Origin of the sequence: Alteromonas oceanisediminis, assembly GCF_018474025.1 — a bacterium.
GTDB lineage: Bacteria > Pseudomonadota > Gammaproteobacteria > Enterobacterales > Alteromonadaceae > Alteromonas_E > Alteromonas_E oceanisediminis.
In genome coordinates this window covers 226665-251881 of the sequence record NZ_JAHCTA010000003.1, presented here as the reverse complement: position 1 = coordinate 251881, position 25217 = coordinate 226665, and the positions used below count along the sequence as shown (strand labels likewise).

General features: G+C 49.3%; 27 protein-coding genes and 1 tRNA gene. 14 read left to right on the top strand and 14 right to left on the bottom strand.

Features of this window, described 5'->3' with window-relative positions; translation table 11 throughout:
- Positions 1 to 2 precede the first annotated feature (2 nt).
- Positions 3 to 974 carry an alpha/beta fold hydrolase gene (locus KIU71_RS06585; protein ID WP_214130396.1) on the top strand — a complete coding sequence of 324 codons (972 nt, stop codon included), beginning with the start codon at positions 3 to 5 and terminating at the stop codon, positions 972 to 974.
- Here KIU71_RS06585 and KIU71_RS06580 read toward each other — a convergent pair.
- Positions 961 to 1173 (bottom strand): alpha-glucosidase C-terminal domain-containing protein, encoded by a 213-nt coding sequence (locus KIU71_RS06580; RefSeq protein ID WP_214130395.1) that lies wholly within the window; start codon positions 1171 to 1173, stop codon positions 961 to 963. The genes KIU71_RS06585 and KIU71_RS06580 overlap by 14 nt on opposite strands.
- Before the next feature lie 72 nt (positions 1174 to 1245).
- Between KIU71_RS06580 and trmL the strand changes: the two genes are divergently transcribed.
- A complete protein-coding gene (gene trmL, locus KIU71_RS06575; protein WP_214130621.1) occupies positions 1246 to 1710 on the top strand; it encodes a tRNA (uridine(34)/cytosine(34)/5-carboxymethylaminomethyluridine(34)-2'-O)-methyltransferase TrmL in 465 nt (154 codons plus the stop codon).
- Here the strand turns inward: trmL and KIU71_RS06570 are convergent.
- The 6 genes from KIU71_RS06570 to KIU71_RS06545 form a co-directional block, all read right to left on the bottom strand.
- Entirely contained in the window at positions 1707 to 2270 is a 564-nt protein-coding gene (locus tag KIU71_RS06570) for a GspH/FimT family pseudopilin (RefSeq protein ID WP_214130394.1), read from the bottom strand. The genes trmL and KIU71_RS06570 overlap by 4 nt on opposite strands.
- An 87-nt stretch (positions 2271 to 2357) precedes the next feature.
- Positions 2358 to 3359 carry an NAD(P)H-dependent glycerol-3-phosphate dehydrogenase gene (gene gpsA, locus KIU71_RS06565; RefSeq protein WP_214130393.1) on the bottom strand — a complete coding sequence of 334 codons (1002 nt, stop codon included), beginning with the start codon at positions 3357 to 3359 and terminating at the stop codon, positions 2358 to 2360.
- Complete coding sequence (gene secB, locus KIU71_RS06560; protein ID WP_214130392.1) at positions 3359 to 3868, bottom strand: protein-export chaperone SecB; 510 nt, start codon at positions 3866 to 3868, stop codon at positions 3359 to 3361. The genes gpsA and secB overlap by 1 nt, the downstream gene beginning before the upstream one ends.
- A 51-nt stretch (positions 3869 to 3919) precedes the next feature.
- Positions 3920 to 4174, bottom strand: coding sequence for a glutaredoxin 3 (gene grxC / locus KIU71_RS06555; RefSeq protein WP_214130391.1), 255 nt, complete (start codon positions 4172 to 4174; stop codon positions 3920 to 3922).
- 17 nt (positions 4175 to 4191) lie between these two features.
- Complete coding sequence (locus tag KIU71_RS06550) at positions 4192 to 4614, bottom strand: rhodanese-like domain-containing protein (protein WP_214130390.1); 423 nt, start codon at positions 4612 to 4614, stop codon at positions 4192 to 4194.
- 243 nt (positions 4615 to 4857) lie between these two features.
- Positions 4858 to 5751 (bottom strand): tetratricopeptide repeat protein, encoded by an 894-nt coding sequence (locus KIU71_RS06545; RefSeq protein ID WP_214130389.1) that lies wholly within the window; start codon positions 5749 to 5751, stop codon positions 4858 to 4860.
- Between the two features lie 212 nt (positions 5752 to 5963).
- Between KIU71_RS06545 and gpmI the strand changes: the two genes are divergently transcribed.
- Positions 5964 to 7508, top strand: a complete 1545-nt coding sequence (gpmI, locus tag KIU71_RS06540) for a 2,3-bisphosphoglycerate-independent phosphoglycerate mutase (RefSeq protein ID WP_214130388.1) — start codon at positions 5964 to 5966, stop codon at positions 7506 to 7508.
- Positions 7509 to 7519: 11 nt separating this feature from the next.
- The gene (locus KIU71_RS06535) at positions 7520 to 8644 is read left to right on the top strand and encodes a murein hydrolase activator EnvC family protein (protein ID WP_214130387.1); all 1125 of its coding nucleotides are present in this window, start codon (positions 7520 to 7522) and stop codon (positions 8642 to 8644) included.
- On the opposite strand, the gene KIU71_RS06530 is transcribed toward KIU71_RS06535, so the two are convergent.
- On the bottom strand, positions 8630 to 9610 hold the full coding sequence (locus tag KIU71_RS06530; protein WP_214130386.1) for a threonine/serine dehydratase: 981 nt from the start codon (positions 9608 to 9610) through the stop codon (positions 8630 to 8632). The genes KIU71_RS06535 and KIU71_RS06530 overlap by 15 nt on opposite strands.
- Before the next feature lie 159 nt (positions 9611 to 9769).
- Here KIU71_RS06530 and KIU71_RS06525 point away from each other — a divergent pair, with 159 nt between their 5' ends.
- Both KIU71_RS06525 and KIU71_RS06520 read left to right on the top strand, forming a co-directional pair.
- Positions 9770 to 10513 (top strand): divergent polysaccharide deacetylase family protein, encoded by a 744-nt coding sequence (locus tag KIU71_RS06525; protein WP_250207319.1) that lies wholly within the window; start codon positions 9770 to 9772, stop codon positions 10511 to 10513.
- A 108-nt stretch (positions 10514 to 10621) separates the two neighbouring features.
- On the top strand, positions 10622 to 11044 hold the full coding sequence (locus tag KIU71_RS06520; protein ID WP_315853253.1) for a MerC domain-containing protein: 423 nt from the start codon (positions 10622 to 10624) through the stop codon (positions 11042 to 11044).
- Here the strand turns inward: KIU71_RS06520 and KIU71_RS06515 are convergent.
- From KIU71_RS06515 to rsgA, 4 genes are all read right to left on the bottom strand, one after another.
- The gene (locus KIU71_RS06515; RefSeq protein WP_214130382.1) at positions 11041 to 11760 is read right to left on the bottom strand and encodes a glycerophosphodiester phosphodiesterase; all 720 of its coding nucleotides are present in this window, start codon (positions 11758 to 11760) and stop codon (positions 11041 to 11043) included. The two genes, KIU71_RS06520 and KIU71_RS06515, sit on opposite strands and share 4 nt — an antisense overlap.
- Before the next feature lie 17 nt (positions 11761 to 11777).
- Positions 11778 to 12644 carry a DMT family transporter gene (locus KIU71_RS06510; RefSeq protein ID WP_214130381.1) on the bottom strand — a complete coding sequence of 289 codons (867 nt, stop codon included), beginning with the start codon at positions 12642 to 12644 and terminating at the stop codon, positions 11778 to 11780.
- Between the two features lie 8 nt (positions 12645 to 12652).
- Positions 12653 to 13537, bottom strand: a complete 885-nt coding sequence (asd, locus tag KIU71_RS06505; RefSeq protein ID WP_214130380.1) for an archaetidylserine decarboxylase — start codon at positions 13535 to 13537, stop codon at positions 12653 to 12655.
- A 127-nt stretch (positions 13538 to 13664) separates the two neighbouring features.
- Entirely contained in the window at positions 13665 to 14714 is a 1050-nt protein-coding gene (gene rsgA, locus KIU71_RS06500; protein ID WP_214130379.1) for a small ribosomal subunit biogenesis GTPase RsgA, read from the bottom strand.
- 100 nt (positions 14715 to 14814) lie between these two features.
- Between rsgA and orn the strand changes: the two genes are divergently transcribed.
- Both orn and KIU71_RS06490 read left to right on the top strand, forming a co-directional pair.
- A complete protein-coding gene (orn, locus tag KIU71_RS06495) occupies positions 14815 to 15357 on the top strand; it encodes an oligoribonuclease (protein ID WP_214130378.1) in 543 nt (180 codons plus the stop codon).
- A 132-nt stretch (positions 15358 to 15489) separates the two neighbouring features.
- A tRNA-Gly gene (locus tag KIU71_RS06490) sits at positions 15490 to 15565 on the top strand.
- 595 nt (positions 15566 to 16160) lie between these two features.
- On the opposite strand, the gene KIU71_RS06485 is transcribed toward KIU71_RS06490, so the two are convergent.
- Entirely contained in the window at positions 16161 to 16352 is a 192-nt protein-coding gene (locus KIU71_RS06485) for a DUF3185 family protein (protein ID WP_214130376.1), read from the bottom strand.
- Between the two features lie 425 nt (positions 16353 to 16777).
- Between KIU71_RS06485 and KIU71_RS06480 the strand changes: the two genes are divergently transcribed.
- Positions 16778 to 19255, top strand: a complete 2478-nt coding sequence (locus KIU71_RS06480) for a TonB-dependent receptor (RefSeq protein WP_214130375.1) — start codon at positions 16778 to 16780, stop codon at positions 19253 to 19255.
- Between the two features lie 63 nt (positions 19256 to 19318).
- Complete coding sequence (locus KIU71_RS06475) at positions 19319 to 20893, top strand: tetratricopeptide repeat-containing sulfotransferase family protein (RefSeq protein WP_214130374.1); 1575 nt, start codon at positions 19319 to 19321, stop codon at positions 20891 to 20893.
- A gap of 5 nt (positions 20894 to 20898) precedes the next feature.
- Here KIU71_RS06475 and KIU71_RS06470 read toward each other — a convergent pair whose 3' ends face one another.
- The gene (locus tag KIU71_RS06470; RefSeq protein WP_250207318.1) at positions 20899 to 21690 is read right to left on the bottom strand and encodes a CBM9 family sugar-binding protein; all 792 of its coding nucleotides are present in this window, start codon (positions 21688 to 21690) and stop codon (positions 20899 to 20901) included.
- An 82-nt stretch (positions 21691 to 21772) separates the two neighbouring features.
- On the opposite strand from KIU71_RS06470, the gene KIU71_RS06465 reads away from it, so the two are divergent.
- The 4 genes from KIU71_RS06465 (at position 21773) to ilvN (ending at position 25212) form a co-directional block, all read left to right on the top strand.
- Positions 21773 to 22282, top strand: a complete 510-nt coding sequence (locus tag KIU71_RS06465) for a DUF4442 domain-containing protein (RefSeq protein WP_214130373.1) — start codon at positions 21773 to 21775, stop codon at positions 22280 to 22282.
- 104 nt (positions 22283 to 22386) lie between these two features.
- On the top strand, positions 22387 to 22764 hold the full coding sequence (gene maoP, locus KIU71_RS06460; RefSeq protein WP_214130372.1) for a DUF413 domain-containing protein: 378 nt from the start codon (positions 22387 to 22389) through the stop codon (positions 22762 to 22764).
- Between the two features lie 232 nt (positions 22765 to 22996).
- Entirely contained in the window at positions 22997 to 24715 is a 1719-nt protein-coding gene (locus tag KIU71_RS06455) for an acetolactate synthase 3 large subunit (RefSeq protein WP_214130371.1), read from the top strand.
- A complete protein-coding gene (gene ilvN / locus KIU71_RS06450; RefSeq protein WP_214130370.1) occupies positions 24715 to 25212 on the top strand; it encodes an acetolactate synthase small subunit in 498 nt (165 codons plus the stop codon). Before KIU71_RS06455 ends, ilvN begins: the two co-directional genes overlap by 1 nt.
- Positions 25213 to 25217: the final 5 nt, after the last annotated feature.

Below are 25217 nucleotides of genomic sequence, written 5' to 3'. Positions count from 1 at the left end.
TTATGTGGCAGCTTGTTTCTGAAGAACGCTTACCTTCCTTATACTCCAACGACATAGCCGACTGTTGGCATGATTCCGTAACACGCGGCCATTTTAGCGGCGTTGCCGATGTCAGAATTGAATACGCTTATGCTATTCCAGAGTCACCACGGGCAAGCATTGTTTTTTCCAGTGGGCGAATCGAAACGTTGCTGAAGTACAAAGCGTTTTTTTATGAATGTTATATCAATGGCATTGCTTTGTTTATGCTTGATCACCGCGGCCAGGGGCTGTCGGGGCGAATGATTGAAGATAGCCAGCGTGGTTTTGTGCATCACTTTGATGACTTTAGCGCCGACATGGCAGGTTTCGTCACCTCTGTGGTACAGCCTGCATTATCGTTGAAACCGAGCTTAGTGTGTCACTCAATGGGCAGTGCGATAGGCTTTCTAACGGCTCATCAGAACCCCGATTTATTCAGCAAGGCGGTGTTTTGCTCGCCGATGTTTGGCGTCAAGCCCAGTATACCGGCCCCGCTGCTCAGTGTGTTGCTATCCGGCGGGCTTACAGCCAATCATTGGTTGGGCAGAAAGCCGTGGTACGCGCTGGGTCAGCATGCGTATATCGATATTCCCTTCGCACTGAATACGCTGACGCATTCTCCCATCCGCTACAAGCTGTTTAAGGAAGAATACAAGCGTCACCCTGAGGTGCAATTAGGGGGTGTCACCTATCATTGGTTAGCGGCTGCGACTGAGGCGATGAATCGGATTGAAACTGAAGCCCACAGGTTTGCATTAGAGACCTTGGTACTGGTGTCGGGTTCAGATAAAGTGGTTGATAATCAACGCATTTTGCGCGTGGCAGAGCGCTTACCACATGCGCAAATCATTCAGATTGAGGGCGCGCGACACGAATTACTGTTCGAGCAGGACAAGTATCGCCATCCAGCCCTGACGGCGATACTGGATTTCGTAACCGCTAGCGCAAAATGACGGCCTGATACGGCGCTAGTGTCACGTTGTTCTTATCACGTTGCAAGCTATCAAGATTGTTGATCACCACCTCATCAACCGCTTCTGAGAGCGCCAAGCTCGCTTTATTGGCACTGAAATTAAGCAACACAATAACTTTTTCATCCGCCAGTGAACGAGAGTAGGCGTACACCTGCGGCAAAATGGGGTCAAGTGACACTGATTACGCTTGATCATCACGTCATTACTTTTTATCCTGCGCGGCAACACCGGTTTAACTGAATGCCACCCCATGCTTGATATTGTGCTGTACCAACCTGAAATACCGCCTAACACCGGCAACATCATTCGTTTGTGCGCTAATACGGGGTTTGCATTGCATCTGATTGAGCCGCTGGGCTTTGACTGGGATGACAAACGTATACGACGTGCAGGCCTTGACTACCATGAGTTTGCCAATGTAGAGAAACACCCAACACTGGACGATTATATGACCACTCGTCAGCCTAAACGTATCTATGCGTGTACTACCAAAGGCAAAGCGTTTCATTCAGATGCTCAGTATCAGCCCGGAGATGCGTTATTATTCGGCCCAGAAACGCGGGGCTTACCCAGTGACATTATTGAATCACTGCCGTTTGAACAGCGCGTGCGTATTCCTATGTTGGCAGACAGCCGAAGTATGAACTTATCGAACGCTGTATCGGTATTTGTTTATGAAGCATGGAGGCAGCTGGGTTATTCAGATGGGCGCTAGGGGCAGGGCACCGGTTTTTTTGCACTGACCTCATGGATGTCGTCGTTATTTGCATCTTTGCTGGTTCTTATTCTCCCCTGTAAGCTGATCACCAAAGCGCGATTAAGCCGAGGCTCTGTTCGAGTAGGGCATAGCAACAATGTTGCCGGGCTACCAACCACACCGTCAGCTAGAAATCGAATGGTCTTTTTCGGTCCTGTCACCGTGACACCAGAGGCGCTTCTGTTTATCGCGCTGAGTAAAGCCTCGTCGTTATCGCGAACCTTATTGTTGTTGCTATCGGAAAAGACAATCTTAGGTAAGTTCCAATCGGTAAATTCACAGGTACGCAAATCGCGCGCTGGGCAGAGCGTTGCACTGCGTTGGTTGTCAATCGCCAGAAACCGTGTCATTTGCAACAGACTGCTTAGCGAATTTAACTCGCTGATCATACGGTGTTTTGCCAGCATAAAGCGCATATCCGGCGCGACCGACAGCAGCACGATAGCGAGGACCGCAATGGCGATCATCATCTCAATCAAAGTAACACCATGGGTGAGTTTAGGGTTGCGAAATTCCACAAATAATTAGCGTAAAAACAGCGTTTAATGAATCCGTGGAGGCAGTGTAAGCGTTAGCGGGAGGAAAACGACGGTACTGAAGTTCAGCTATTCTGTTTTTTGCTCGCGGCCTAACAGAGCAAGCGCAGCGTCTTTGGGGGCTTTACCTTGATATAAGACTTGATAAATCTGTTCGCAAATGGGCATCTCTACGCCTTCACGATGGGCTAAAATGAATACTTCTTCGGTATTGCGATAACCCTCAACGACTTGCCCAATAGACTGAATGGCGTCTTCGACAGCTTCACCTTTACCCAAAGCGATGCCAAACCGTCGGTTGCGCGATTGATTATCGGTACAGGTCAGCACGAGATCGCCCAATCCAGCCATACCCATAAAGGTTTCTGGCTGTGCACCCACCTTAACCCCCAAACGAGTCAGTTCAGCGAGGCCGCGTGTGATCAATGCCGTGCGTGCATTTGCACCAAAGCCCAAGCCATCAGCAAGCCCAGCCCCGATTGCAATCACGTTTTTAACTGCGCCACCCAGTTGCACACCAATAAAATCCGTATTGTTGTAAACCCGAAATGATCGTGCGCAGTGCAACTTAGCGGAAAAAGACTCTGCCAACGCCGGATCCGTTGCCGACAGTGATATCGCGGTGGGTAATCCGGCGACCATTTCCTTAGCGAAGGTGGGGCCAGACAAAACTGCCAAAGGATAACTGTCGCCAAGCACATCTAAAGCCACCTGTCGCAGCAGTCTGCCTGTACCAGGTTCAAGCCCCTTGGTGGCCCAAATAATTCGATGTTGCGGCTTAAGTAAAGGGGCAATAATTTCCAGCGTGTGCTTGAAGGCGTGACTAGGGACTACGACTAATATGTCATCACTTTTCGCAATCGCAGACTCAATGTCGGCCTCAACGTGCAAGCTTTCTGGGAACGTCGCACCAGGCAGGTAACGGGCGTTTTCACGCTGCGCCGAGAGTTGCGCCATGTGCGAGGGATCTCGGCCCCACAAATAGGTTGGAACAGCATTTCTCGCCAGACAAAATGCCAGCGCCGTGCCATAAGAACCGGCGCCTAAAACAGTGACTGGCGAGAATGACATTAGGCGTCGAGCGTGTTTTGCTGCTCGCCTTGCGCTTCTTGTTGACGCTTCTGCAAATACGCGGCGAAGATGGCATCAAAGTTAACTGGCGCTAGGTTGAGTGGAGGGAAAGTGCCGCGGTTAACCAAATTCGAAATCGCTTCTCGCGCATAAGGGAAAAGCATGTTCGGGCAGAAAGAGCCTAATGTGTGAGCAATATTTTGCTCCGGCATTTCTCCAATTTGGAACATACCCGCCTGCTGAACTTCACATAAAAACGCAGTTTCTTCACCGATGGTAGCTGTCACAGTGACCGCTAAAATGACTTCATAGGTATTGTCATTCAGTTTGTTGGTACGTGTGTCTAAATCCAGCTTAATTTCGGGCTTCCACTCTTTAGTGAATACGGCCGGAGAATTTGGTGTTTCGAACGAAATGTCTTTCGTGTAAATACGCTGGATATTGAATTGAGGCGCTTGCGCTTGTTGCTCGGGTGCCGCTGCACCGTTCGTTTGTTGTTCGTCTGCCATGGTATTGCCTGTATTAATAAGTGTTCGCGTTTCCGTTGAGCCAGCGCGTGGCTAAGCTAACAACGGGTCTAGTTTGTTTTGTGCATCCAGCGCCAGCATGTCATCGCAACCGCCGATGTGTTTATCATCGATAAAAATTTGCGGAACCGTATGCCGACCATTTGCGCGACTCAGCATGGTCTCGCGCAACTCTGGTTGTTTATCAATGGGATACTCAATGAAGCCGACGCCTTTGTCGTTCAAAACGGCTTTGGCACGATGGCAATAAGGACAATAGCCCTTGGTGTAAATTTCAACTTTGCTCATGATACTTCCAGTATTATTTAACTAACGGGCAAACCTGCACCAGTCCAGGCGTTCATTCCGCCCTTTAATACCGATACCTGAGGAAATCCAGCTTTGGTCAGCTGCATCGCAGTTTTACGCGCACTGTGCCCCATTGCACACGTAACAATAATGGGAGTGCCTTTGTGTTTTTCAAGCTTTGAGAACTGTCCTTCGCGAATTTCTTCCGGTTTTAACTGACGAGCGCCCAAAATATGACCCTTTTTAAATTCCGCGACGGGACGAATGTCTAGCACTAGCGCGTCCTGTTTATTGATCTGCAGCGTGGCTTCATGCGTGCTCAACTCTTTCACGGGTGAAAATGCACTGTTGACGAAGCTGTAAACCAGCATAACGACCAGTGCCACCCAAATACCGGCTAATATAAAATTATTGCCAGCGAACTCTACTACTTGTTCCATTTAACCTTTGCCTTACCTCAGACGTTTTGAGGCCATCGCGTTAACTAATTTATCCGCACCGGTGATAGCGCGACCGGGCATCACAATATTTTGCGTTGGCATTTTGAGAGATTTCACCCGCTGCGGCAAGTTTTTCTAGGAACTCTTTTGTATTTGATGAATACGTAGTGATTGTGCCGAGGTGAAAATAATGTGTAATCTGCGGGTCGGTCTAGTTAACCGACCCATTCACAAACGCTCGCATTACCTCAAACTGATGGAAGCCATCGAGTTGACAGATTTTCCGCCCCCAGTGATTTCACAGCCAGGCATGTTGTGGGTACAGCCATTTCCTTTAATACGACTCCCTGTTTGACCGTGCGTTAAACGTAACTGGTCCATCACCGCAAAAGTAATATCAGCAACACTCCTTCCTATCCCCGTCACGCGGATGCGCTCAAATTTGTTTTCAATACTGATATGGCGTGCTTCAGCTTCATCCGGTGCGGTTTGCTGAGAAATCTCACCGCTATCGGTCAGTGTTTCCAGCAGTTCTTTTGCATTTGCGTATTCGCCTGATGCCGGGAATGCCAGTAATTCTTGGGCTACGTCGAGATCCTGCGGCACATGAACGCCCTCGACGTACAAATGCGCCAGCGTATAGTTAGCGAGGTAACTCATACCTTTATCCACTTCTTCCTGCAACTTTTGCAATGCAAATTGTTTATCGTCTGAACTGGATGAAGGGTCAGAAAATACAATAGCTGCAAACTCTTCAGCCGCTTTGTCGACGTTTTTCTCGGCTGCCTTACGCATGTAGATGCGCGCTTCCGCTAAGTTTTTCTCAACCCCAACGCCGCGCGCTAACATACCACCCACTTGACGCAAGGCGGGTAAGAAGCCGTACCGTGCGGCGCGGTCAAAGTAAAAATATGCTTGTTCCAGATCGACGCGCACGCCGGAGTCGTTACTGAGGAACAAATGGCCCAGGGCATACGATGCCTCGACATTACCGCGCGATGACAGTGCTTTGAGCGTATTCAGTTTGGCAATTGAGCAACTATCGTCCAGGCAATCAGACCCATCATTTGCCAAAACGGAACTGGTGGTGAGGCAGCCCAATGTCATGAATACGAGAAGTAATAGAATATTACGCATGATAATTCCTTGTAGTGCGTGTGAGTGAATTGTCAGTATAGCCAATCTCAACGTAGATGAAAGTGCTGTTTTTTTGAGCGGGTTCTATGCTGTCAATGTCGCACAGGCCGGATTTGCGTAAATCGGTTTATTACCACCAGACAAACTGGTATTTTCTAAAGATACGCACCAGTAATGTCATTTCGTGGTTTTTTCAATCTTTAGGGGACAGCATGGCCAGTACAGACGCATCTGCAAAAAAAACGCTCGCACTTCTCATTCTTGATGGGTGGGGCTATCGGGAAGATACCGAAAACAATGCAATCGCGCATGCCAAGACGCCTCATCTGGATCGTTTGAAAGCCAACTATGCCAACACGCTCATTTCTGGTTCTGGTCTAGATGTGGGCTTACCTGAAGGGCAAATGGGTAACAGTGAAGTGGGCCACGTTAATCTTGGCGCTGGCCGGGTGGTCTACCAGGATTTTACGAAAGTCAGTAAGGCGATTAAAGACGGTGAGTTCAAGCAAAATACCGTGCTTTGCGCTGGAATAGACAAGGCTAACGCCAGCGGCGGGGCAGTACACATTATGGGCTTACTCTCTCCGGGGGGCGTGCACAGTCATGAGGATCACATCTTTGCTGCGATTGAACTCGCCGTTGAACGCGGTGCGACCAAGGTGTATCTGCATGCGTTTTTAGATGGTCGTGATACCCCGCCACAGAGCGCTAAAGCCAGTTTGGAAAAAGCGGAGTCGTTGTTTGAGCGATTAGGAAAAGGCCGAACAGCCAGTATCGTTGGGCGTTACTACGCAATGGATAGGGATAATCGCTGGTCGCGTGTTCAAGCCGCATACGATCTGCTGACTTTAGGCGAGGCGCAACAACAAGCAGATTCAGCCGTCGCTGGATTAGAGCAATCGTACGCGCGTGATGAAAACGACGAGTTCGTTAAGCCTACGGTGATTGGCGCGGGGGCTCCCATTGGTGACAATGACTGCGTTATCTTTATGAATTTCCGTGCCGACAGGGCTCGCGAGCTGAGCCATGCGTTCGTGGACAGCGATTTTGATGGGTTTGCACGACAAAAAACGCCCAAGCTCAGCGCGTTTATTTCTCTGACTGAGTATGCTGCTGATATTCCCTCTGAAGTTGCTTTTCCCTCTGAGGATTTGGTCAACGTTATGGGCGAGTGGTTAGCCAAACATGATAAAACTCAGTTGCGTATTTCTGAAACCGAAAAATATGCGCATGTCACATTCTTCTACAGTGGTGGGCGAGAAGACGAATTTGATGGCGAAAAACGCGTGCTGATCCCATCACCCGATGTTGCTACTTATGACTTACAGCCCGAAATGAATTCAGAAAAATTAACTGACGAATTGGTTGCCGCCATCGAAGCGGGTGAATTTGACGCGATTGTGTGTAATTTTCCAAACGGTGACATGGTCGGTCACACCGGCAATTTTGATGCAGCAGTTAAGGCGTGCGAAGCCGTGGATACTGCCATTGGGCGTATTGTTGAAGCGCTTGAACAGCACGGTGGTGAATGTTTGATAACCGCTGATCATGGCAATGCTGAAAAAATGGTGGATAAGGACTCCGGCCAAGCGCACACCGCGCATACCAGCGAGCCGGTACCGTTTATCTATTTTGGCCGCAAAGCCAGCATGCGTGAAGGAGGAACGTTGAGTGACGTGGCACCCACAATGCTTTATCTCATGGGGATGGAACAGCCAAAGGAAATGACCGGTAAGTCGATCATTACCCTCGCTTAAGTGTTTTCTCTATGCGTCTGATCCGGTCTGCTTTGTTGTGCTTAATCTGGTTCTTATTGGTTCCGGTGGGTTTAGCGCAACAGGATGATGAGCTTAAAGAGTTACAGGCAGAAATAAAGCAAACACAGGCGCAAATCGCAAAAAATAAAGCGGCGGCGGATAAACTCGAAAACGCTCTCAAGCAGGCTGAGATCGCGATTTCCTCAACCGCGCGTCAACTTGCCGAAACACAGCGCAGTTTAGAGGATAACCGCGCAGAGCAGCGCAAACTGGCTACCCAGCAAGTCACTTTGGAAACGCGTATTCGTCAACAGCAAGCGCAATTGGCTGCACAGGTAAAAAGTGCCTACATGGCGGGCAATTACGATTATGCGAAGATGTTGTTAAATCAGGAAAACCCTTCGACGTTTGAACGAGTGTTAACCTACTACCAATATGTGAGTGATGCACGCAGAGACGCCATTGCAAAATTTCGAGCTGACGTTGAAGAACTTGAACGTGTTAAAGCCACATTGGCGCAGCGCATTGAAGAACTTAATCAGCTCCTATCTCAACAAAAAACGCAACGTGCAGAGCTGTCTGCTCAGCAATCTCAGCGACAGCGCACGCTGGATGAATTGAATACGGCGATTCAAACTGACGGCGAACGGGTTGCGCAACTTCAAGCCAGCGCCGAAGCGCTTGTTCGGGCTATTGAGCAGGCTCGGATAGAAGCACAACGCAAACCAACGCAACTGGATGGCTTAAGCGGCGCCAAAGGCCAGTTAACTATGCCCGCTGAGGGGCGTTTTCGTCGCTTATTTGGTGATCGGCGTCAGGGAGAAGTACGCTGGACGGGTGTGATCATCGAAGGCGATGAAGGCAGTGCTGTTCGGGCCGTTTATCAAGGCCGCGTATTATATGCTGATTGGCTAAAAGGATTCGGGTTAGTCACCATTCTCGATCATGGTGACGGCTACATGAGTGTTTATGGTCACAGCCAGGCATTGTTGACGCAACCGGGCGATACTGTCACTGCGGGTCAAACCATCGGCTTAGTCGGGCGCAGTGGCGGACAAGCCTCACCTAACCTGTATTTCGAAATTCGGCATAAAGGCAAGGCACTCAACCCCAGTGCCTGGCTAGCGTGGCGTTAGGATTGCTTGCAGCTTTTCAAACGCGATATTGCGGCCGCACACGATCACAGCGACTTTTTTGTGTGCATAGTCGTGACTGAGTTTAAGCGCACCTGCAATCGCCACCGCGGCCGCCCCTTCAACAATTTGCCGCTCATGTTGAGCCATCTGCGTGATCACTGTCGCTATCTGCCTTTCATCGATAAACACATGCTTATCAATGACTTTTTGACAGATCTGAAAGGTTATGGCGTTTGGCTCTACATTCCCCGCAGTTCCATCGGATAACGTGTCGTTTTCAGCCACGTCGATTATTTTCCCCGCCCCAAGACACTTTGCCATGGCCGGAGCGTTGGCAGGCCAGCAGCCAATTACGTCAATGTGAGGGTGCTCAGCTTTTAGATAGCTGCCGATGCCACTAATAAGACCGCCGCCGCCCACTGCCACAAACACCGCGTCAATGTCAGGAAGCTGTTGCAATAGCTCGACTGCAATGGTGCCCTGACCGGCGATAACCTCGGCGTCGTTATAAGGGGAGATATAGGTTTTGTCCTGTTCATTCGCAATCGTTTGAGCACTGAGTTCAGCAGCCAAACAATCACCGGCAACGGGCACAACATCAGCGCCGAGCCGGCTAATTTGAGCCAGTTTGAAACCACTGGCGGTTTCAGGCACATAAACAGAGGCACTGATGTTCAGCCGCTGCGCTGCCAGCGCGCAGGCCATACCATGGTTACCCGAGCTGGCAGTAACAATACCTTTTTGCCGCTCATGTTCACTCAGGGACAAAATTTTGTGCAGCGCCCCGCGGTATTTAAACGAGCCGGTGTGTTGCATATGCTCATGCTTTAAATACATATGACAATGGTGTGCGGCACTAAAAAACTCACTGTATTCAAGCGCCGTCGTGTAAGGCGGGCATTCACTCTGGTTCAGTGTCCCAGCAGCAGCGTTAACCGCATCGTGCCAATGTTGTAACGGTGTCATGAAAAAGTCTCCTTCATCACCAAGGTATTTACCTATACCCTAACTGATTCGCAAATTAGCGTCAGCATTGTTATGCTGCAAAAAATAATAAGAGATGCGCTGACTACCTTGTATCGACTTCAACACACACGACTGACTAGCCTCCTGTGCATAGTTTGTATGCTTATCTGTTTCGGAGTGCAGGCGCAGCCCCCTAAAGTCGCCATTATTATGGATGATATGGGCTATCGAACCACCGATATCGCTGCGTTTGACCTACCTACCAGCGTAACATTTGCGATCTTACCGCACACCCCGAAATCAGTAGAATTTGCCCACAGTGCCACCGAGCAGGGCCGTATAGTGATGTTGCATCTACCCATGGAAACGTTGAATCCGCACAATCTTGGCCCCGGTGCGCTGCTCACACAAATGGACGCGTCAATGATTGCCCGCACGCTGGACGATGCGCTGAAATCGGTGCCTTACGCTGTCGGTGTGAACAATCACATGGGCAGCAAACTGACGCAGTTATCACTACCGATGACAAATCTAATGACTGCACTGGCTGAGCGACAACTGTTTTTTGTCGACAGTCGCACAACACCACTATCCAAAGCGCATAGGATTGCGTTGGCAGCGGGCGTACCATCGCTGCAGCGAAAAGTATTTTTGGATCATGAGCTAACTGATGAATTCATTCAGGCACAGTTTCAGCGTTTGGTGCGTTTGGCGCATAAATATGGCCAGTCAATTGGTATTGCGCACCCACACCCTCTTACCGTAGAGCGCTTGAAGTCGCTTATCGCAAACACCGACGGTATTGAGTTCGTGCCGATCACTGCGCTATTCAGTTCTGGGCAAAAGGCCCTATTAGCGAACCGCAATCCTCTTACTCCCATTAGCACAACCAGCGCACCTTAACGCCTGAACATAAAGACATCAGATAAATAAGCGTTGAAATAATCTGTTTTTGTTATATTATAACGTATGTCGATGCGATGTTGCGTTGGCAACTGTTCAGGTGATGAAGTGTTACAACAAAATCGAATTCTGTTAGACAAATTAGGTATCTGGGTGTCAGGTTTGTGTGCATTACACTGCCTTGCGCTGCCTTTGTTGTTGCCGATTTTGCCTTTCGTTGCCAGTTCTTTTGTGGCTGAAGTCTGGTTTGAGAGAACCATTCTTAGTTTGTCTATTTTAGTCGGTGCAACCGCGTTGTTGATAGGCTTTTATCGCCATCATCGTCAACGTTATCCGTTATTCGCTTTGGCAGCCGGTGCGGCGATTTACTGGAACAAAGACATTTTTGGCGAAGCCTACGAGCCAATTACGATTGCACTCGGTGCGGGGTTAATCATTGCAGCGCACCTGATGAATTTGCGCTTATGCCGCACGTGCCGTACCTGCGAGAGCGAAACTCATCATACTCAGGCGGTAACGTCGCGAATCTAGTTCTGCTCCTTAGTCCAATTTAAGTGCGCTAATACCACCTCCGGTAAGTTGGTAAATACACCCGAGACGCCCATATCCCGAAGCATATCAATGTCGTCTAATTCATCCACAGTATAAACAAAGACCGGCAGATTACGTTGTTTGGCATCGTCTACCAGTGCCTTGCAAACAACATCCACATCCACGTTAATGGTATCGCACCCTTGTAATTGAGCCTGAAGCGAATAGTCGAGCGGTAAAGACGCGGTTAACCAGCCGCGCTGTAACTTAGGCTCTGCATGCGCTAAGGCGGCAAGGTCATGATGGTTGAATGAAGAGATAATCAGTTGCTCAGTGGCAATTGGTGCTCTGCGCTGATGCCGTTGTAAATAGGCGCAGAAGTGCTCAGCGTCATGTAACTGTTTAAGCTCAATATTGAGCACGGTGTTTTGCCAGTCAAGCGCCATCACTTCGGACAACAGCGGGACGCGCTGAACGGTATTCTGATAAATACCTGCTTCCAGCTGCCTTAGTTCGGCCAGGCTTATTTGATCAATACGTTTATGCAGAGAAGCGGTGCGCATCAGCCAGCGATCGTGGATAACCACATAATCATCCTCCACAGGATAGACGTCAATCTCGACCCCATAGACCGGAAGCGATAGCGCAGTGGAGATGGCGGCCAGCGTGTTTTCTGGTGCAATCCTGCTTGCGCCGCGATGTGCAAATACTTTCATGACTCTGATGCTCTGCGTTAACGCGGTTGCCGTTGATGCGCATTTACGGTCTCATACACTGACGCCGAAGTCACCAAAATACCGCCGAGCAATGTGGCCCACGTAGGATTTTCATTCAACACCAAGATTGCCAAAATTACGCCGTAAAACGGCTGCATACAGGCAATTAAGGAAAATGTTTTGGCGCGTAAGTGTTTTAGGCTGGTCGCGACGAGGGCATGGGGCAGTGCCGTAAACAATGAGCCTAACAGAATGAGCAGTAACCACACATCCTGAGGGGCCGTGTAAAAGTCATCGGACACAAAGAAAACAAGGCATAAGCAAACCGTTAAAATTTGATAGGCCATTGCTTTTGCGCCGCTGTAATGAGAGAAATGTTTACGGTGTAGTAGGTTCCTGAACGCATAGAGTAATGCTGAGCCTATCCCTATCAACACACCCAGTGTCGTATCGTTTTCCAGCGAAACGCTCGGCACAATCAAATAAATTCCTACTAATACAACCAGCGCGCTGACAATATCCTGCCACGCTAAACGAAAGCGCTCAAACAGCGGTTCAAGTAGCACGGTGATCACCGGAAATGTGAATAGCGCTATCATGCCAACAGACACGCCAGCATATTGCATCGCCGCAAAGTAGCTGGTCCAGTGCGCTGCCATCAACGCGCCAAGACCTACTGCCACCGCATAGCAGCGCCAAGAGCCCAATCGCAGTGAACTACCACTCAACGCCAAAAAGGCAAATAGCACAAGGCACGCAAACAGCGACCGCCCAAAGGTAATGTCGGTCGCGTTAAGCGGAATAATGTTTGAAAACAGTGACGCGCCACTGAGCAGGATCACGGTAAAGTGCAGCGAAATCAGGCTGCGTTTGACAGGATCCATAGGCGTGATTAGGCGCTGTCGGTATTTTTGGCGCTCGTCATGCTACGAGCAAATGGAGTCCCTAGACGTGTGGTCTGACCGGGTTTCATCGTTTCTAACTGCACTCGATTGGGTTCAAAACAGGCGACAATCGTTGAGCCTAATTTAAACAAGCCCATCTCAACACCCTTTTGCAAGGTGATTGCATCGTCACCCTCTGCATCATACTGCCAGTGGTAAATATTTTGACCCGCAGGTGGCGTAACCGTTCCTGCCCAGACAGTGGCGATACTGGCAACAATGGTGGCACCGACCAGTACTATCGCCATTTTACCCACCGGTGTATCGAATATGGCGACAACCCGCTCATTGCGTGCAAACAATCCGGGTACATTGGCTGCAGTTAATGGATTGACTGAAAAGAGTTCACCGGGAACGTACACCATATCGGTCAGTGTGCCGTCAATGGGCATGTGAATACGATGATAGTCCCGAGGTGAGAGATAGACTGTCGCAAAATCGCCATTTTTAAACGGCGCAGCTAACTCTGGCTTGCCGCCCAGCAACGCCGTCAAGCTATAGTCGTGGCCTTTCGCCTGAAAAATAGCGTCACTGCGAATCGGCCCACATTGGCTCACAGCGCCGTCTACTGCATGCACCAGCACATCGTTATCAGCCACGATGGGGCGAGCATCGTCAGTGAGTTTGCGGGTAAAAAATGCGTTAAAGGTTTTATATTCTTCTGGATCCGGCTCGGCGGCTTCACGCATATCAACATCATAATGTTTGATAAACGCCTTGATGAGCGTGGTGGTCACTACCCCAGCCTCAGCAGCGGCAAGTTTTCCGACTAAACGGGAAATAAGGTGTTTAGGCAAAATGTACTGAAGGTTAACTTTTAACCAATCGATCACGCGATATTCTCCAAAAAATACACGCCTAGATTGTACATGATAATTTCGCCCTGACAGGCACTTTCCAGTTATGAGCCATTGCAGAATGCTATATGTAACCAGAAATCTGGATAAGTAACTCCGGCCATCAGCGCCTTAAACCCGGCTTCTCGGCATGGCTGGGTCTGTTTTCATCCAGCGTTGCGAGGATCTTATGGTAACTGTCGTAGCGTTGTTGGGCGATTTCACCCTGCTCAACGGCGGCTCGAATTAAACAGCCTGGATCATCCTTATGTTTGCAATCGCGAAACTTGCACCCACCCAGATAATCACGGAATTCGATAAACCCTCGCGTGATCTGTTCTATCGGCAGATGCCATAGGCCGAATTCACGTACACCCGGTGAATCGATGAGATCGCCGCCCGATGGGAAGTGCAGCAGCTTGGCCGTGGTGGTGGTGTGCTGACCCAAACCTGAAGTGTCTGAAATCACACCGGTGTCTTCATTCGCCTCCGGCAAAAGCACATTAATAATGCTTGATTTCCCAACACCAGACTGCCCCACAAACACGCTGGTTTTGTGGTTCAATACGGCTTGCAAAGGCAGCATGCCACTTTCGGATTGACAGCTTGTGAAAACGACCGGATAGCCGAGATCGCGGTAGACCTGCAACTGTTTATCGACGTTCTCATGTTCTGCGCTATCGAGCATGTCGATTTTATTGACCACAATGACCGGCGGTACCTGAATGTCCTCACATGCCACTAGGTAGCGGTCGATGATATGTGTAGACAGTTCAGGCAAAATAGCACTGACGACGATAATTTGATCGATATTCGCCGCAATAGGTTTGATGCCGTCGTAGAAATCGGGGCGTGTTAGCACTGAATGTCTGTCATGCACTTCTTCAATGACCCCCGCCATGCCATCGCCACCGGCAAGGTCGGTCGATACTTCAACACGATCGCCGCAAACGACAGAATCAATGTTGCGGCGTATATGACAGCGCAAAATGCGTAAATCTTCCAGTTCGACATCAGCGTGTTGACCGAATCGCCCGACCACAGTCGCGCTGACAAACTGTGCGTTGTCAGTCGATGTGTCACTGAGTACGTTATCGTCTTTAGACAACCGCTTAGCACGATTGGCGTTCATTCGGCGTTTTTGTTGCTGCGTTAACTTTCGTTTTTTCTTCACAAGCCCAGATAGTCATTGGCTGAATTGCAACACGCATGTTACCTTTTGCGACTTATAAGTGCCATGCATTATTAAATTAGACCAGTGGATGAACGCCAGCATGAACAATGACCAAAACTTGGTGTGGATTGATATGGAAATGACAGGTCTTGACCCTGAAACCTGCAAAGTCCTTGAAATCGCCACCATCGTAACTGATCCACAATTAAATATTCTGGCAGAGGGACCGGTTATTGCCGTGCATCAGCCAGACGATATTCTGGACAATATGGATCCGTGGTGTGTGGATACTCACGGCAAAACAGGATTGACTGCACGCTGCAGAGCCAGCGAAATTGATGAGCAAATGGCGTCGCAGATGACCATCAAGTTTCTGGAAAATTATGTGCCCGCCGGTAAATCGCCCTTGTGTGGTAATACTATCGGTCAGGATCGTCGGTTCATGGTTAAGTATATGCCAGAACTGGAAGCTTATTTCCATTACCGTAGTATCGACGTTAGCACCATTAAGGAACTTGCCGTCCGTTGGCAGCCTGAAGTATTAAGCGGATTCAAAAAGAAAGGCGTTCATTTGGCGCTGGATGATATTCGTGAATCGATTGCCGAGCTGCAATACTATCGTGAAAAAGTATTCTCTATTTAGGGTCTGAATGCAGGCGAATTGCTTATGAAGTAAACGGAATATCAGAAAAAAATGGATTTTTCGAAAAATCCAGTTGCGTCTGCCGAATATTTTTGTAAAATGCGCACCTCTTCGAAAGAAGCATATCTCAAAGCGGGAATAGCTCAGTTGGTAGAGCACAACCTTGCCAAGGTTGGGGTCGCGAGTTCGAGTCTCGTTTCCCGCTCCAAATTTCAGAACCACAAATCGATGTTCGATTAGCAGTATCGCGACCCCACGGGCCGCGACCGGATGCCGGCCAGTTACAAGTCTCGTTTCCCGCTTCAAATTTCAGAACCACAAATCAATGTTCGATTAGCAGTATCGCGACCCCATGGGCCGCGACCGGATGCCGGCCAGTTACAAGTCTCGTTTCCCGCTTCAAATTTCAGAACCACAAATCAATGTTCGATTAGCAGTATCGCGACCCCACGGGCCGCGACCGGATGCCGGCCAGTTACGAGTCTCGTTTCCCGCTCCAAATTTCAGAACCACAAATCAATGTTCAATTAGCAGTATCGCGACCCCACGGGCCGCGACCGGATGCCGGCCAGTTACAAGTCTCGTTTCCCGCTCCAAACTTCAGAATCACAAATCAATGTTCGATTAGCAGTATCGCGACCCCACGGGCCGCGACCGGGATGCCGGCCAGTTACGAGTCTCGTTTCCCGCTCCAAATTTCAGAGCCTCAAATCAATGTTCAATTAGCAGTATCGCGACCCCATGGGCCGCGACCGGATGCGGCCAGTTACGAGTCTCGTTTCCCGGCGGATCCCGAGTTTAGGTTATTTAAGACGTGCTGCACCAATGACGATGCAAATCGCTCCACCAACTAAGCCGATCCAAGCTTCCATCGGCGTGTCGCCACTCAGTGCGCGCGAAATCTGTGCTCCGGCCGCCTCGTATTCGTTGTAACCCCAGACGGCTAGCGCCGTGCCAATGATGATTAAGATAATGCTGATATATTTGCTATTCATTATTTTTTTCCTTATCGATTTGTAAGCATCAATTAGCTTAGCACGCAAGTCTTTGTTTGACATAGATATTCTATTACGACCACACACGCTCTGAACAGGAAACCGCACAAAACCTGTGCTTTATCTGTGTTTTTGCACTAGTCTTGTGCAGAAAGAGGCAGTCATTCATCGTGTAAATTTGTTTTTTCGTCGCGGTTTCGAGTTTTGGCGCAATCGTCGGTGAGTTGGAAGACACGAGTTTGAAGGGGATGCTCATGATATCGATGACAACAGTGCTTAGGCACTGATGCGACAGCGAGAAAGCCGCAATACGGTATGCATTGTGCATTTGCCTATTCTATGCCGCGAAAATCGTACGATCAGATAACACGGTTTACTCAACACAACAAATAGCAATATTAAGAACTAAAATAATAGGAACCCGCATGAATAAAGGTTTTACGCCGTTTAACTACTCGCTAGTCGCTCTGTCTATTGGCACTGCGCTGTCAGCCGGTGTCGTGTCAACGGCACACGCCCAGGCGACTCAGGCTCGCGAAGCGCAGATAGAACGTATTGAGGTTACTGCGACACGGCGCTCCGGCGACATTCAGGAAGTGCCGCTGAATATTACGGCGTTAACCGCTGATGTGTTAGCCGAGCAGAATATTGGCCAGCTAGAAGATGTGGCGCGCTGGGTTCCGGGCCTGACCGTGGTGGATCAGGGAGGGCGCAATGACTCGCCCATTATTGTGCGAGGCTTGAACACAAACTCGTCTGGTCCAGGGTCAAACGGTGGCACGGTCGCGACCTACTTTGGTGAAATACCACTATTTATTAACATGCGTTTGAACGACGTCGAGCGTGTTGAAGTGCTCATCGGGCCTCAAGGTACATTGTATGGCGCCGGCACGTTAGGCGGCGCTATCCGTTACTTACCGAAAGCCGTTGATCTGGAGTTCACGACCGGCAAAGTCTACGGTGATGTTTACAACATGTCAGAAAGCGATGATGTGGGCTCAGAAGTGGGTGGTGTGGTTAATATTCCACTGATTGACGATACATTGGGTGTGCGCATGTCGTTTAACTTTTTGCGCGATCCGGGCTTTATTGATTACAACTATGTGGTAAGAGAGGGCGGTGTTTCGCTCCCGGATCCTGATTGGGACGACCCACAAGCAGTCGAACAGAATCTACGTCGTGTTGAGGATGCTAACGGTGAAGATACTTTTACTGGGCGCATTGCCGTGCGCTGGGTGCCAACAGATTGGCTGGACGGTACGCTAACCTACTTCTATCAGAAACAGGATGTGGATGGGCGCTCGATAGTGCACCACGATGTGTTAGCCGACAGCAATCGCCTCAGTGGCCGTGTGGGTGAGTATGAATCGGCTTATCGCTATGAAGAACCGCGTGAAAAGATTGATGAGTTACTCAGTTTAGAATTAAAGGCGGACCTTGGCTTTGCGGAGCTCGTGTCCGCAACCGGGTCATCATCCTTCGAAGCTGATGGTCAGCGCGACCAAACGGATTTGTTAATTCGATTGAATTTTTCCTATGAAGAATTTCCGGCGTTCTCTGCGTTTACCCGTGAACTGGACAACGCGGATATTTTCACCCAAGAAGTACGCTTGGTGTCGACCACCGAATCAGACTTCAGCTGGATAGTCGGTGCGTTCTACAACAAAATTGAATCTGATGGGAGAAGTAGTGAATTTACGCCGGGTTTTGATCAGTTTGTATTGGATGTGTTTGAAACAGGCGGTAACCCGCGCCCAGATAGCCTTGAATATCTATCAGTAAGCGACAGTGAAGTTACCGAGTCAGCAATATTTGGTGAAGTTACTTACGAAATTAACGATCGCTGGGATGTGACTGCGGGCTTTCGTGCTTATGAATACGACGTAACCTCGCGTTCAGCGATTGATTTGCCTTTATTCCGATCGGCCTTTGAAGGCGATCCATCCGATTCAATCATATTAGATTTTCAGCAGACTTCGGCAGACGATTCGGGCACGTTGTTTAAATTTAATACCAGTTATCAGTTCACTGATGATGTGATGGGTTATTTCACTGTTAGTGAAGGCTTCCGTATCGGTGGATCGAATGGTGTTGGTGCGTGTCCTCCAGACGTAGATGAAACGCCTACACAAGAGGTATGCGCGCTGCCTAATGAAGAAGTATTTGTCGCTGATACAACAACTAATTACGAGATCGGCATCAAAAGCACGTGGTTTAAAAACAAGTTCCATTTCAATGCGGCGGTATTCAATATTGACTGGGACGATGCGCAAGTCAGTGGTGCCACCGTCAATGGCCAACAGCCAATAACTGCCAACGCCGGTGGCGCGAACAGTAAAGGGGTAGAGATCAGTACGCGAGCGGTATTATCAGACTCATTAACGGCTTACGCAACTTACTCATACACGCAGGCTGAATTGACCGCTGACGCGCCATTCCTGTTTGCTGTGGTTGACGAGCAGGGTACCCCATTGCAGGACTTCTACGACGGCAAAGACGGTGACCGGTTGTCGGGTGCGCCTGAGAATCAGTTTTCAGTCGGGCTCAAATACACCACGGAAATATTTGATGACAAATTGCTAGATGTTAACTACGGACTCACAGCGCAAAGCGATGTATACAGTAAAGTGGGGCTTCGGGCTGATGGCGAGTCGATACCCGGTTTTGCGCTAAGTAACATTAATGCCACGGTGTCAGATGACGACTGGGCGGTCACCTTCTATATCGACAACCTGTTTGATAAGTACGCGCACAGTTCTGTGCGCCGCGATCAGGCCGATATTGGTTTGGCGGAATTTGACTCGCAGGAACCCAACCGCGTTGATCTGCTCCGCAACTATGGCCGATTCCTGATCACGCCACGTCAAATCGGGATTAAGTTCACTTATAACTTCGAACTCTAGTCACCTTGCAAATCGCGCCCTCAGAACTACACTGAGGGCGTTTTTTATCGCCATTGAGTCAACATGCAGTCATTACATCACGACGCCATCGCCGCCATTAATCAGCGCGATTATGTACGCGCACATAAGTTATTGGTTGAGAATCTTCAACACTCCCCCGCGCATGCAGATAGCTATTTTTTATTAGGCATCATCAATTCAGAATTAGGTCAGTTTCAGAAAGCGATTGCGTTAATCCAGAAAGCATTATCGTTGCGGTCTGAACACGAGTACTACGCGTATCTGGCCAAGTGCTTTGCCATTACAGGCGATTTTTCTCAGGCGCTGGCGGCGATTGACCACTGTATTGATACTGACTTGTCGGCTAACGCTTTAGACACGATTGGTGTGGCGTTGAGCCGTGTTGGCGACCACACCCGTGCACTGCATTGTTTTGAGCGAGCATTGGCTGTGTCGCAAAATAACGCGCAGGTGTATTATAATTACGCGGTCTCGCTCAAATTCAGCGGCGACTTTAGCGGCTCAGCCCAAGCGTTTGATCAAGCGATTGCACTGAACCCCGATTTCTACCAGGCGTATTTTGCTCGTTCTGATCTTAAAATAAAGAACGGCGCGGCCACGCGCATTGAAGTCTTAAGCCAGCGCTTTAGTCAGGCTGATTCTGATGACGCCGCCTTGCACTACGGGCATGCACTGGCGATTGAATACCAGCAGCTTCGGCGCTTCGACGACGCTTTTAACGCACTTGAATCTGCGAAGTCGCGCAAGCGCCAATCGCTGAACTACTCCTCGAAACAAGATAACACCTTGTTCGCCGCCGCAGCCAAAGCGACATTCGGTCAGCCTGCCGGTAACGATGCTAATCCACGCTGTGACAGCAACAGACCGATTTTTGTCATGGGTATGCCACGTTCAGGCACCACACTGGTTGAGCGGATATTGAGCGGGCACAGCCAAGTCGGCTCGGGGGGCGAGTTACAAGACTTTGGCATTGCATTAAAACAACTGACGCAAACACCGGGTAACTTCGTACTGGATGAAACCACATTGTCACAAGCCAGCCAGCTAGCAGCACATTTGGTGGGCGAACGTTATATCGAAAGAACGCAGATTGTGGCGTCGGCGAACGACAGGTTTGTCGATAAGTTACCGTTTAACTTTTTCTACGCCAACCTCATTCAGCAAGCACTTCCCCATGCAAAAATGATTTGTTTGCTGCGTGACCCTCTGGATACCTGTATCGGCAACTACCGCCAGTTGTTTTCGATCAGTAGCCCCTATTACCACTACGCCAACAAATTGGAATGGATTGGAGCGTTCTACGCGCAGTTTTATCATTTTATACAGGCTGCCGCCGAACGGTTGCCGAACTTATTACTGGTGGATTATGAGCAATTGGTCGCATCTCCTGAGCCACAAATTAAACAACTATTGACGCATTGCGAGCTGGATTTTGAGGCGCAATGCCTGGCAGTAGAAAATAATACCTTGCCAGTATCCACTGCCAGTAAAGTTCAGGTGAGAGAACCGATTAACCAGCGCTCAATAGGGCGCTGGCGACAATTTGCTGCGCACACAGGGCCGCTAATCGATGTGCTGAAGACGAACCATGTGCCGCTCAATCAAGACGCCGTATAATGAGTCTATGGTTGAGTGGGCGGTAATAATCTGACTGAGTCAAAAACGCCAGCGTCGATGTAACCTCGATTTTTATCGCCATCGACCGCGACAATCGGGTGTGAGCCGATAAAATGTTCACGACCCGTTTCACCATCACTGTCACAGTAGCTTAGCATAAAGCCCATCACTTTATCTGCGGTAAGTGCCACCGGACCCGCCGATGACACCGCGTTGGGTCTATACTCAAATTGGTCATCATAAATACTGACTTTAAGTTCCCAAATGACGTCATAAGGGGAGTGTGACATGCGCCGCCAGCGGCTTTGAATATGTTCGTTCAACAACACGGGCGTGCCACCTGTTCCCTGCGGCGCAATATCCACCACCTGATTGTCGAGAGCGACATGGTAAGCAAACGCATTGAAGTTGTTGAGATGATCGCCGCCAGAAGCATCTTCATCAATAAACACTTCTAAGCAGTCATCGTTCCAGTAGCCTACCAGAGGATTAGCGAATTGGTCGTACAGTATATCATCGGTGATCACCGCAGCGATGTATAACGCCTCTTCATCCCAACTGAGTGCATAGCGGCCTGCAAAATCTTCTTTGTCAGGCGTGTCACCCAGTATGACCTGATCCAATGGATACCAGTGGGCACCTTGCCATACAGCGTCAGAGAGAACCGCGTCAATCATCGGCGGCGTTGCGGCGTGAATAGCCGTGTCGGCTCCAACGTTAGAGGTATAGCCAAGTGGTGGTAGCGAGAGCAGGGCGGCTACTTTTACCCAGTGGAATATACGTTTATGCAGCATCATCGTGATAGTTCTGACCAATTAAACTTGCACTCAGCATAAAGCTTGCTTATGCTCAACTGGTATTACCAGTTGAGGTTGATGTATGACAAGTCCAAATGCCGTAAGAAATCCGTTGCGCGATTTCGCCGTTAAGGTGAACCAGTATCCGAATTGGCTCAGCAGCAAGCTACTCACATGGATGTTCCGTTTTAAAGTGAAACTGACAGGAACCGTGGGCATTGAGGTGCTGGAAACCGATTTGAAGCGCGTGGTATTTCGTCAGAAAAACCGCAAAAAAGTCCAAAATCACATTGGCAGTGTCCACGCCGCGGGGATGGCTCTGCTGGCTGAGTCTGCGACGGGGTTTATTGTTGGCGCTAACTTGCCGGGTGACAAATTGCCTTTGATCAAAACCATGAAACTGGATTATGTCAAACGCGCAACCGGCGACATGCAGGCCGAGGCATGGTTAACAAATGAACAAATCCAACAACTTATCGAGCAAGACAAAGGCGAGGTGACGGTCAACGTCAAAGTCACTGATGCCAAGGGGATTGAGCCTGTTATATGCGAAATGATTTGGGCTTGGATTCCTAAGAACAAACGAGTCTAAAGTCACAAAAAATTAATGCAAATGTTGTTTGACAGCGCGTCATTTTAGCCCTAAAAGGACACTGTAAGTTTACCTTGATTCTTTTAACTGGATGGTGATGTGTTATGGCGAATGTAACCCGACTCGATTTGCTAAAACGGATGTTCAGCGACCCTAAAAACTACCCGTATGGATTTTCCCGTTCAGGTGACTTTTCGATCAGCGAAAGCAAGGCATTAAGTCAGTACGGCTGCCTCATCGCCGCGCTGGTAGATGGTAAGTTGCCAGCGGAAACCGATGAAGACAAAGCAATACTTGCGGCCGCTTACGGAAACGCTGAACCGCAAAGTACCGCTGAACGCGCCTGGGTAAAATATCAAAAGCGCATTAACCGGCCGAAAATGGGCAACATTTACGGTTCAAGGCCGTTACGTGAAACGTCGAGTTCGCGTGATGAAATGGATGACGTTGAAGATTCGGACATTGTGATAGACGACGCGTAATCCATGCAGCGATTATGCATCGCGCAACTTGTAAATAAAATGTAAATTCATCCCAATAAAGGAGGCTTTTCAGGTCTCCTTTAGTTTTTTTATCCTAATAAATACAAATAATGGGATATATATCTCACTTTTCTGGTTTTTTGTGTTTTATCTGCCTACTCCCTTGCGTATAGTCCAATCATGCGCATCTCGTTGATGCTATTGATCACAAAGAGGCTGAGGAGAAAAACCAGTGAAAATGATGTCGGGCGCAGCCATGGTGGTTGAAGCGCTAAAAGATGTAGGAGTGAAACATGTATTCGGTTACCCCGGTGGGGCCGTACTCGACATTTATGATGCGCTCTATGCGCAAAGTGATGTGAATCATGTTCTCGTGCGTCACGAACAGGCAGCAGCCCATATGGCTGATGGTTATGCGCGTTCGACCGGCCTCACTGGCACCGTTCTAGTCACGTCTGGTCCGGGAGCTACCAACACCTTAACCGGTATAGCGACGGCTTACATGGACTCAATCCCGATGGTGGTGTTGTCAGGGCAGGTGCCTTCAATGCATATCGGAGAAGATGCGTTTCAGGAAACTGACATGGTGGGCTGTTCGCGACCGGTAGTTAAACATAGCTTTTTGGTAAAGCGTACCGAAGACATTCCGATGGCAATCGCTAAAGCATTCTACATCGCCAACTCTGGGCGGCCCGGCCCGGTGGTTGTAGACTTGCCCAAAGACTTGGTCAATGTGCAAGAGTCGCATCCGTATGTATTTCCTGATGATGTTACGATGCGCTCATACAATCCCACAGAGAAGGGCCATAGTCGGCAAATTAAAAAAGCCGTCGCTGCACTGATGGCGGCTGAGCGGCCTGTGTTATATGTGGGTGGGGGCGCAATCAACGCGAACGCATCGGCGCAGGTAACTCAATTGGCTGAAGAATTAAATGCGCCGGTAACCTGCACATTGATGGGGCTTGGTGCGTTTTCTGGCGTGCATCCGCAATTTGTTGGCATGTTGGGCATGCACGGTACGCTGGAAGCAAACAAGGCCATGCATAACGCAGATTGCATATTAGCATTGGGTGCCCGCTTTGATGATCGCGTGACCAACAACGTCGCAAAATTCTGTCCGCACGCCACCATTATTCACGTTGACATCGATCCGGCGTCCATTTCAAAAACGGTGAACGCGCATATCCCGGTGGTCGGAACGATTGATAAAGTGTCTGAGCAATTATTGCATGCACTGGCGTCTGAAGACTTAACTCAGCAGGAGGCGAGATTAGCGGACTGGTGGAAGCAAATCCAACAATGGCGAGAACGCCTTTGTTTGCGATATCAACCGTCAGATGAAGTGATCAAGCCTCAGCGTGTCGTTGAAGCGGTTTATGAGCACACCAAGGGTGATGCCTATGTCAGTTCGGATGTGGGCCAGCATCAGATGTTTGCAGCGCTGTACTATCCCTTCGCAAAACCGCGCCGCTGGATTAACTCCGGTGGTCTGGGCACCATGGGATTTGGCTTACCGGCGGCGATGGGGGTGCAATTCGCACATCCGGATGTCACTTCTGTGGTGATCACAGGTGATGGCAGTATTCAGATGAACATACAGGAACTCTCCACCTGTTTGCAGTACAACCTGCCGATAAAAATTATCTCTTTGAACAACCGTGCACTGGGTATGGTTAGACAATGGCAGGACATGATTTACAAAGGGCGGCATTCACACTCGTACATGGATTCAATGCCCGATTTCGTCAAACTGGCTGAAGCCTATGGGCATGTGGGCATGAAAGTGGATAAACTGGCGGACCTGGATGGCGCCATGGCGGAGTGTTTTTCATTGCAAAATCGGTTGGTATTTATGGACGTTGCCATTGACCAAAATGAACATGTTTACCCGATGCAAATTAAGCATGGCGCAATGGATGACATGCGTTTAAGCAAGACGGAGCGTACCTAATGAAACGGATCATATCAGTCTTAATGGAAAACGCGCCGGGTGCTTTATCACGCATAATCGGGGTATTTTCTCAACGAGGTTATAATGTTGATTCACTGTGCGTTGCGCCCACTGATGACCCCAGCCTTTCGCGTCTGACCATCATCACGCATGGCGACAATAAAGTGATTGAGCAAATTACCAAGCAGGTGAACAAATTGATCGACGTGCTTAAGGTTGTTGACTTGAGCGAGAACAGCCATGTAGAGCGCGAACTGATGTTGATCAAAGTCGCAACCCGTACTGAGCTGGCACGCGCTGAAGTGAAGCGCAATGTCGACATTTTTCGGGCACGCATAGTGGATGTGCACGCATCGAACTACACCATCGAAATCACCGGCACCAGCGACAAGCTCGATGCGTTTGCGACGACTATCTCGCAGACAACCGAAATCATCGAATCGTCACGCACCGGCGTTTGTGGTTTAGCCCGCGGTGAGAAAGCACTTCGCCCGTAAGCATG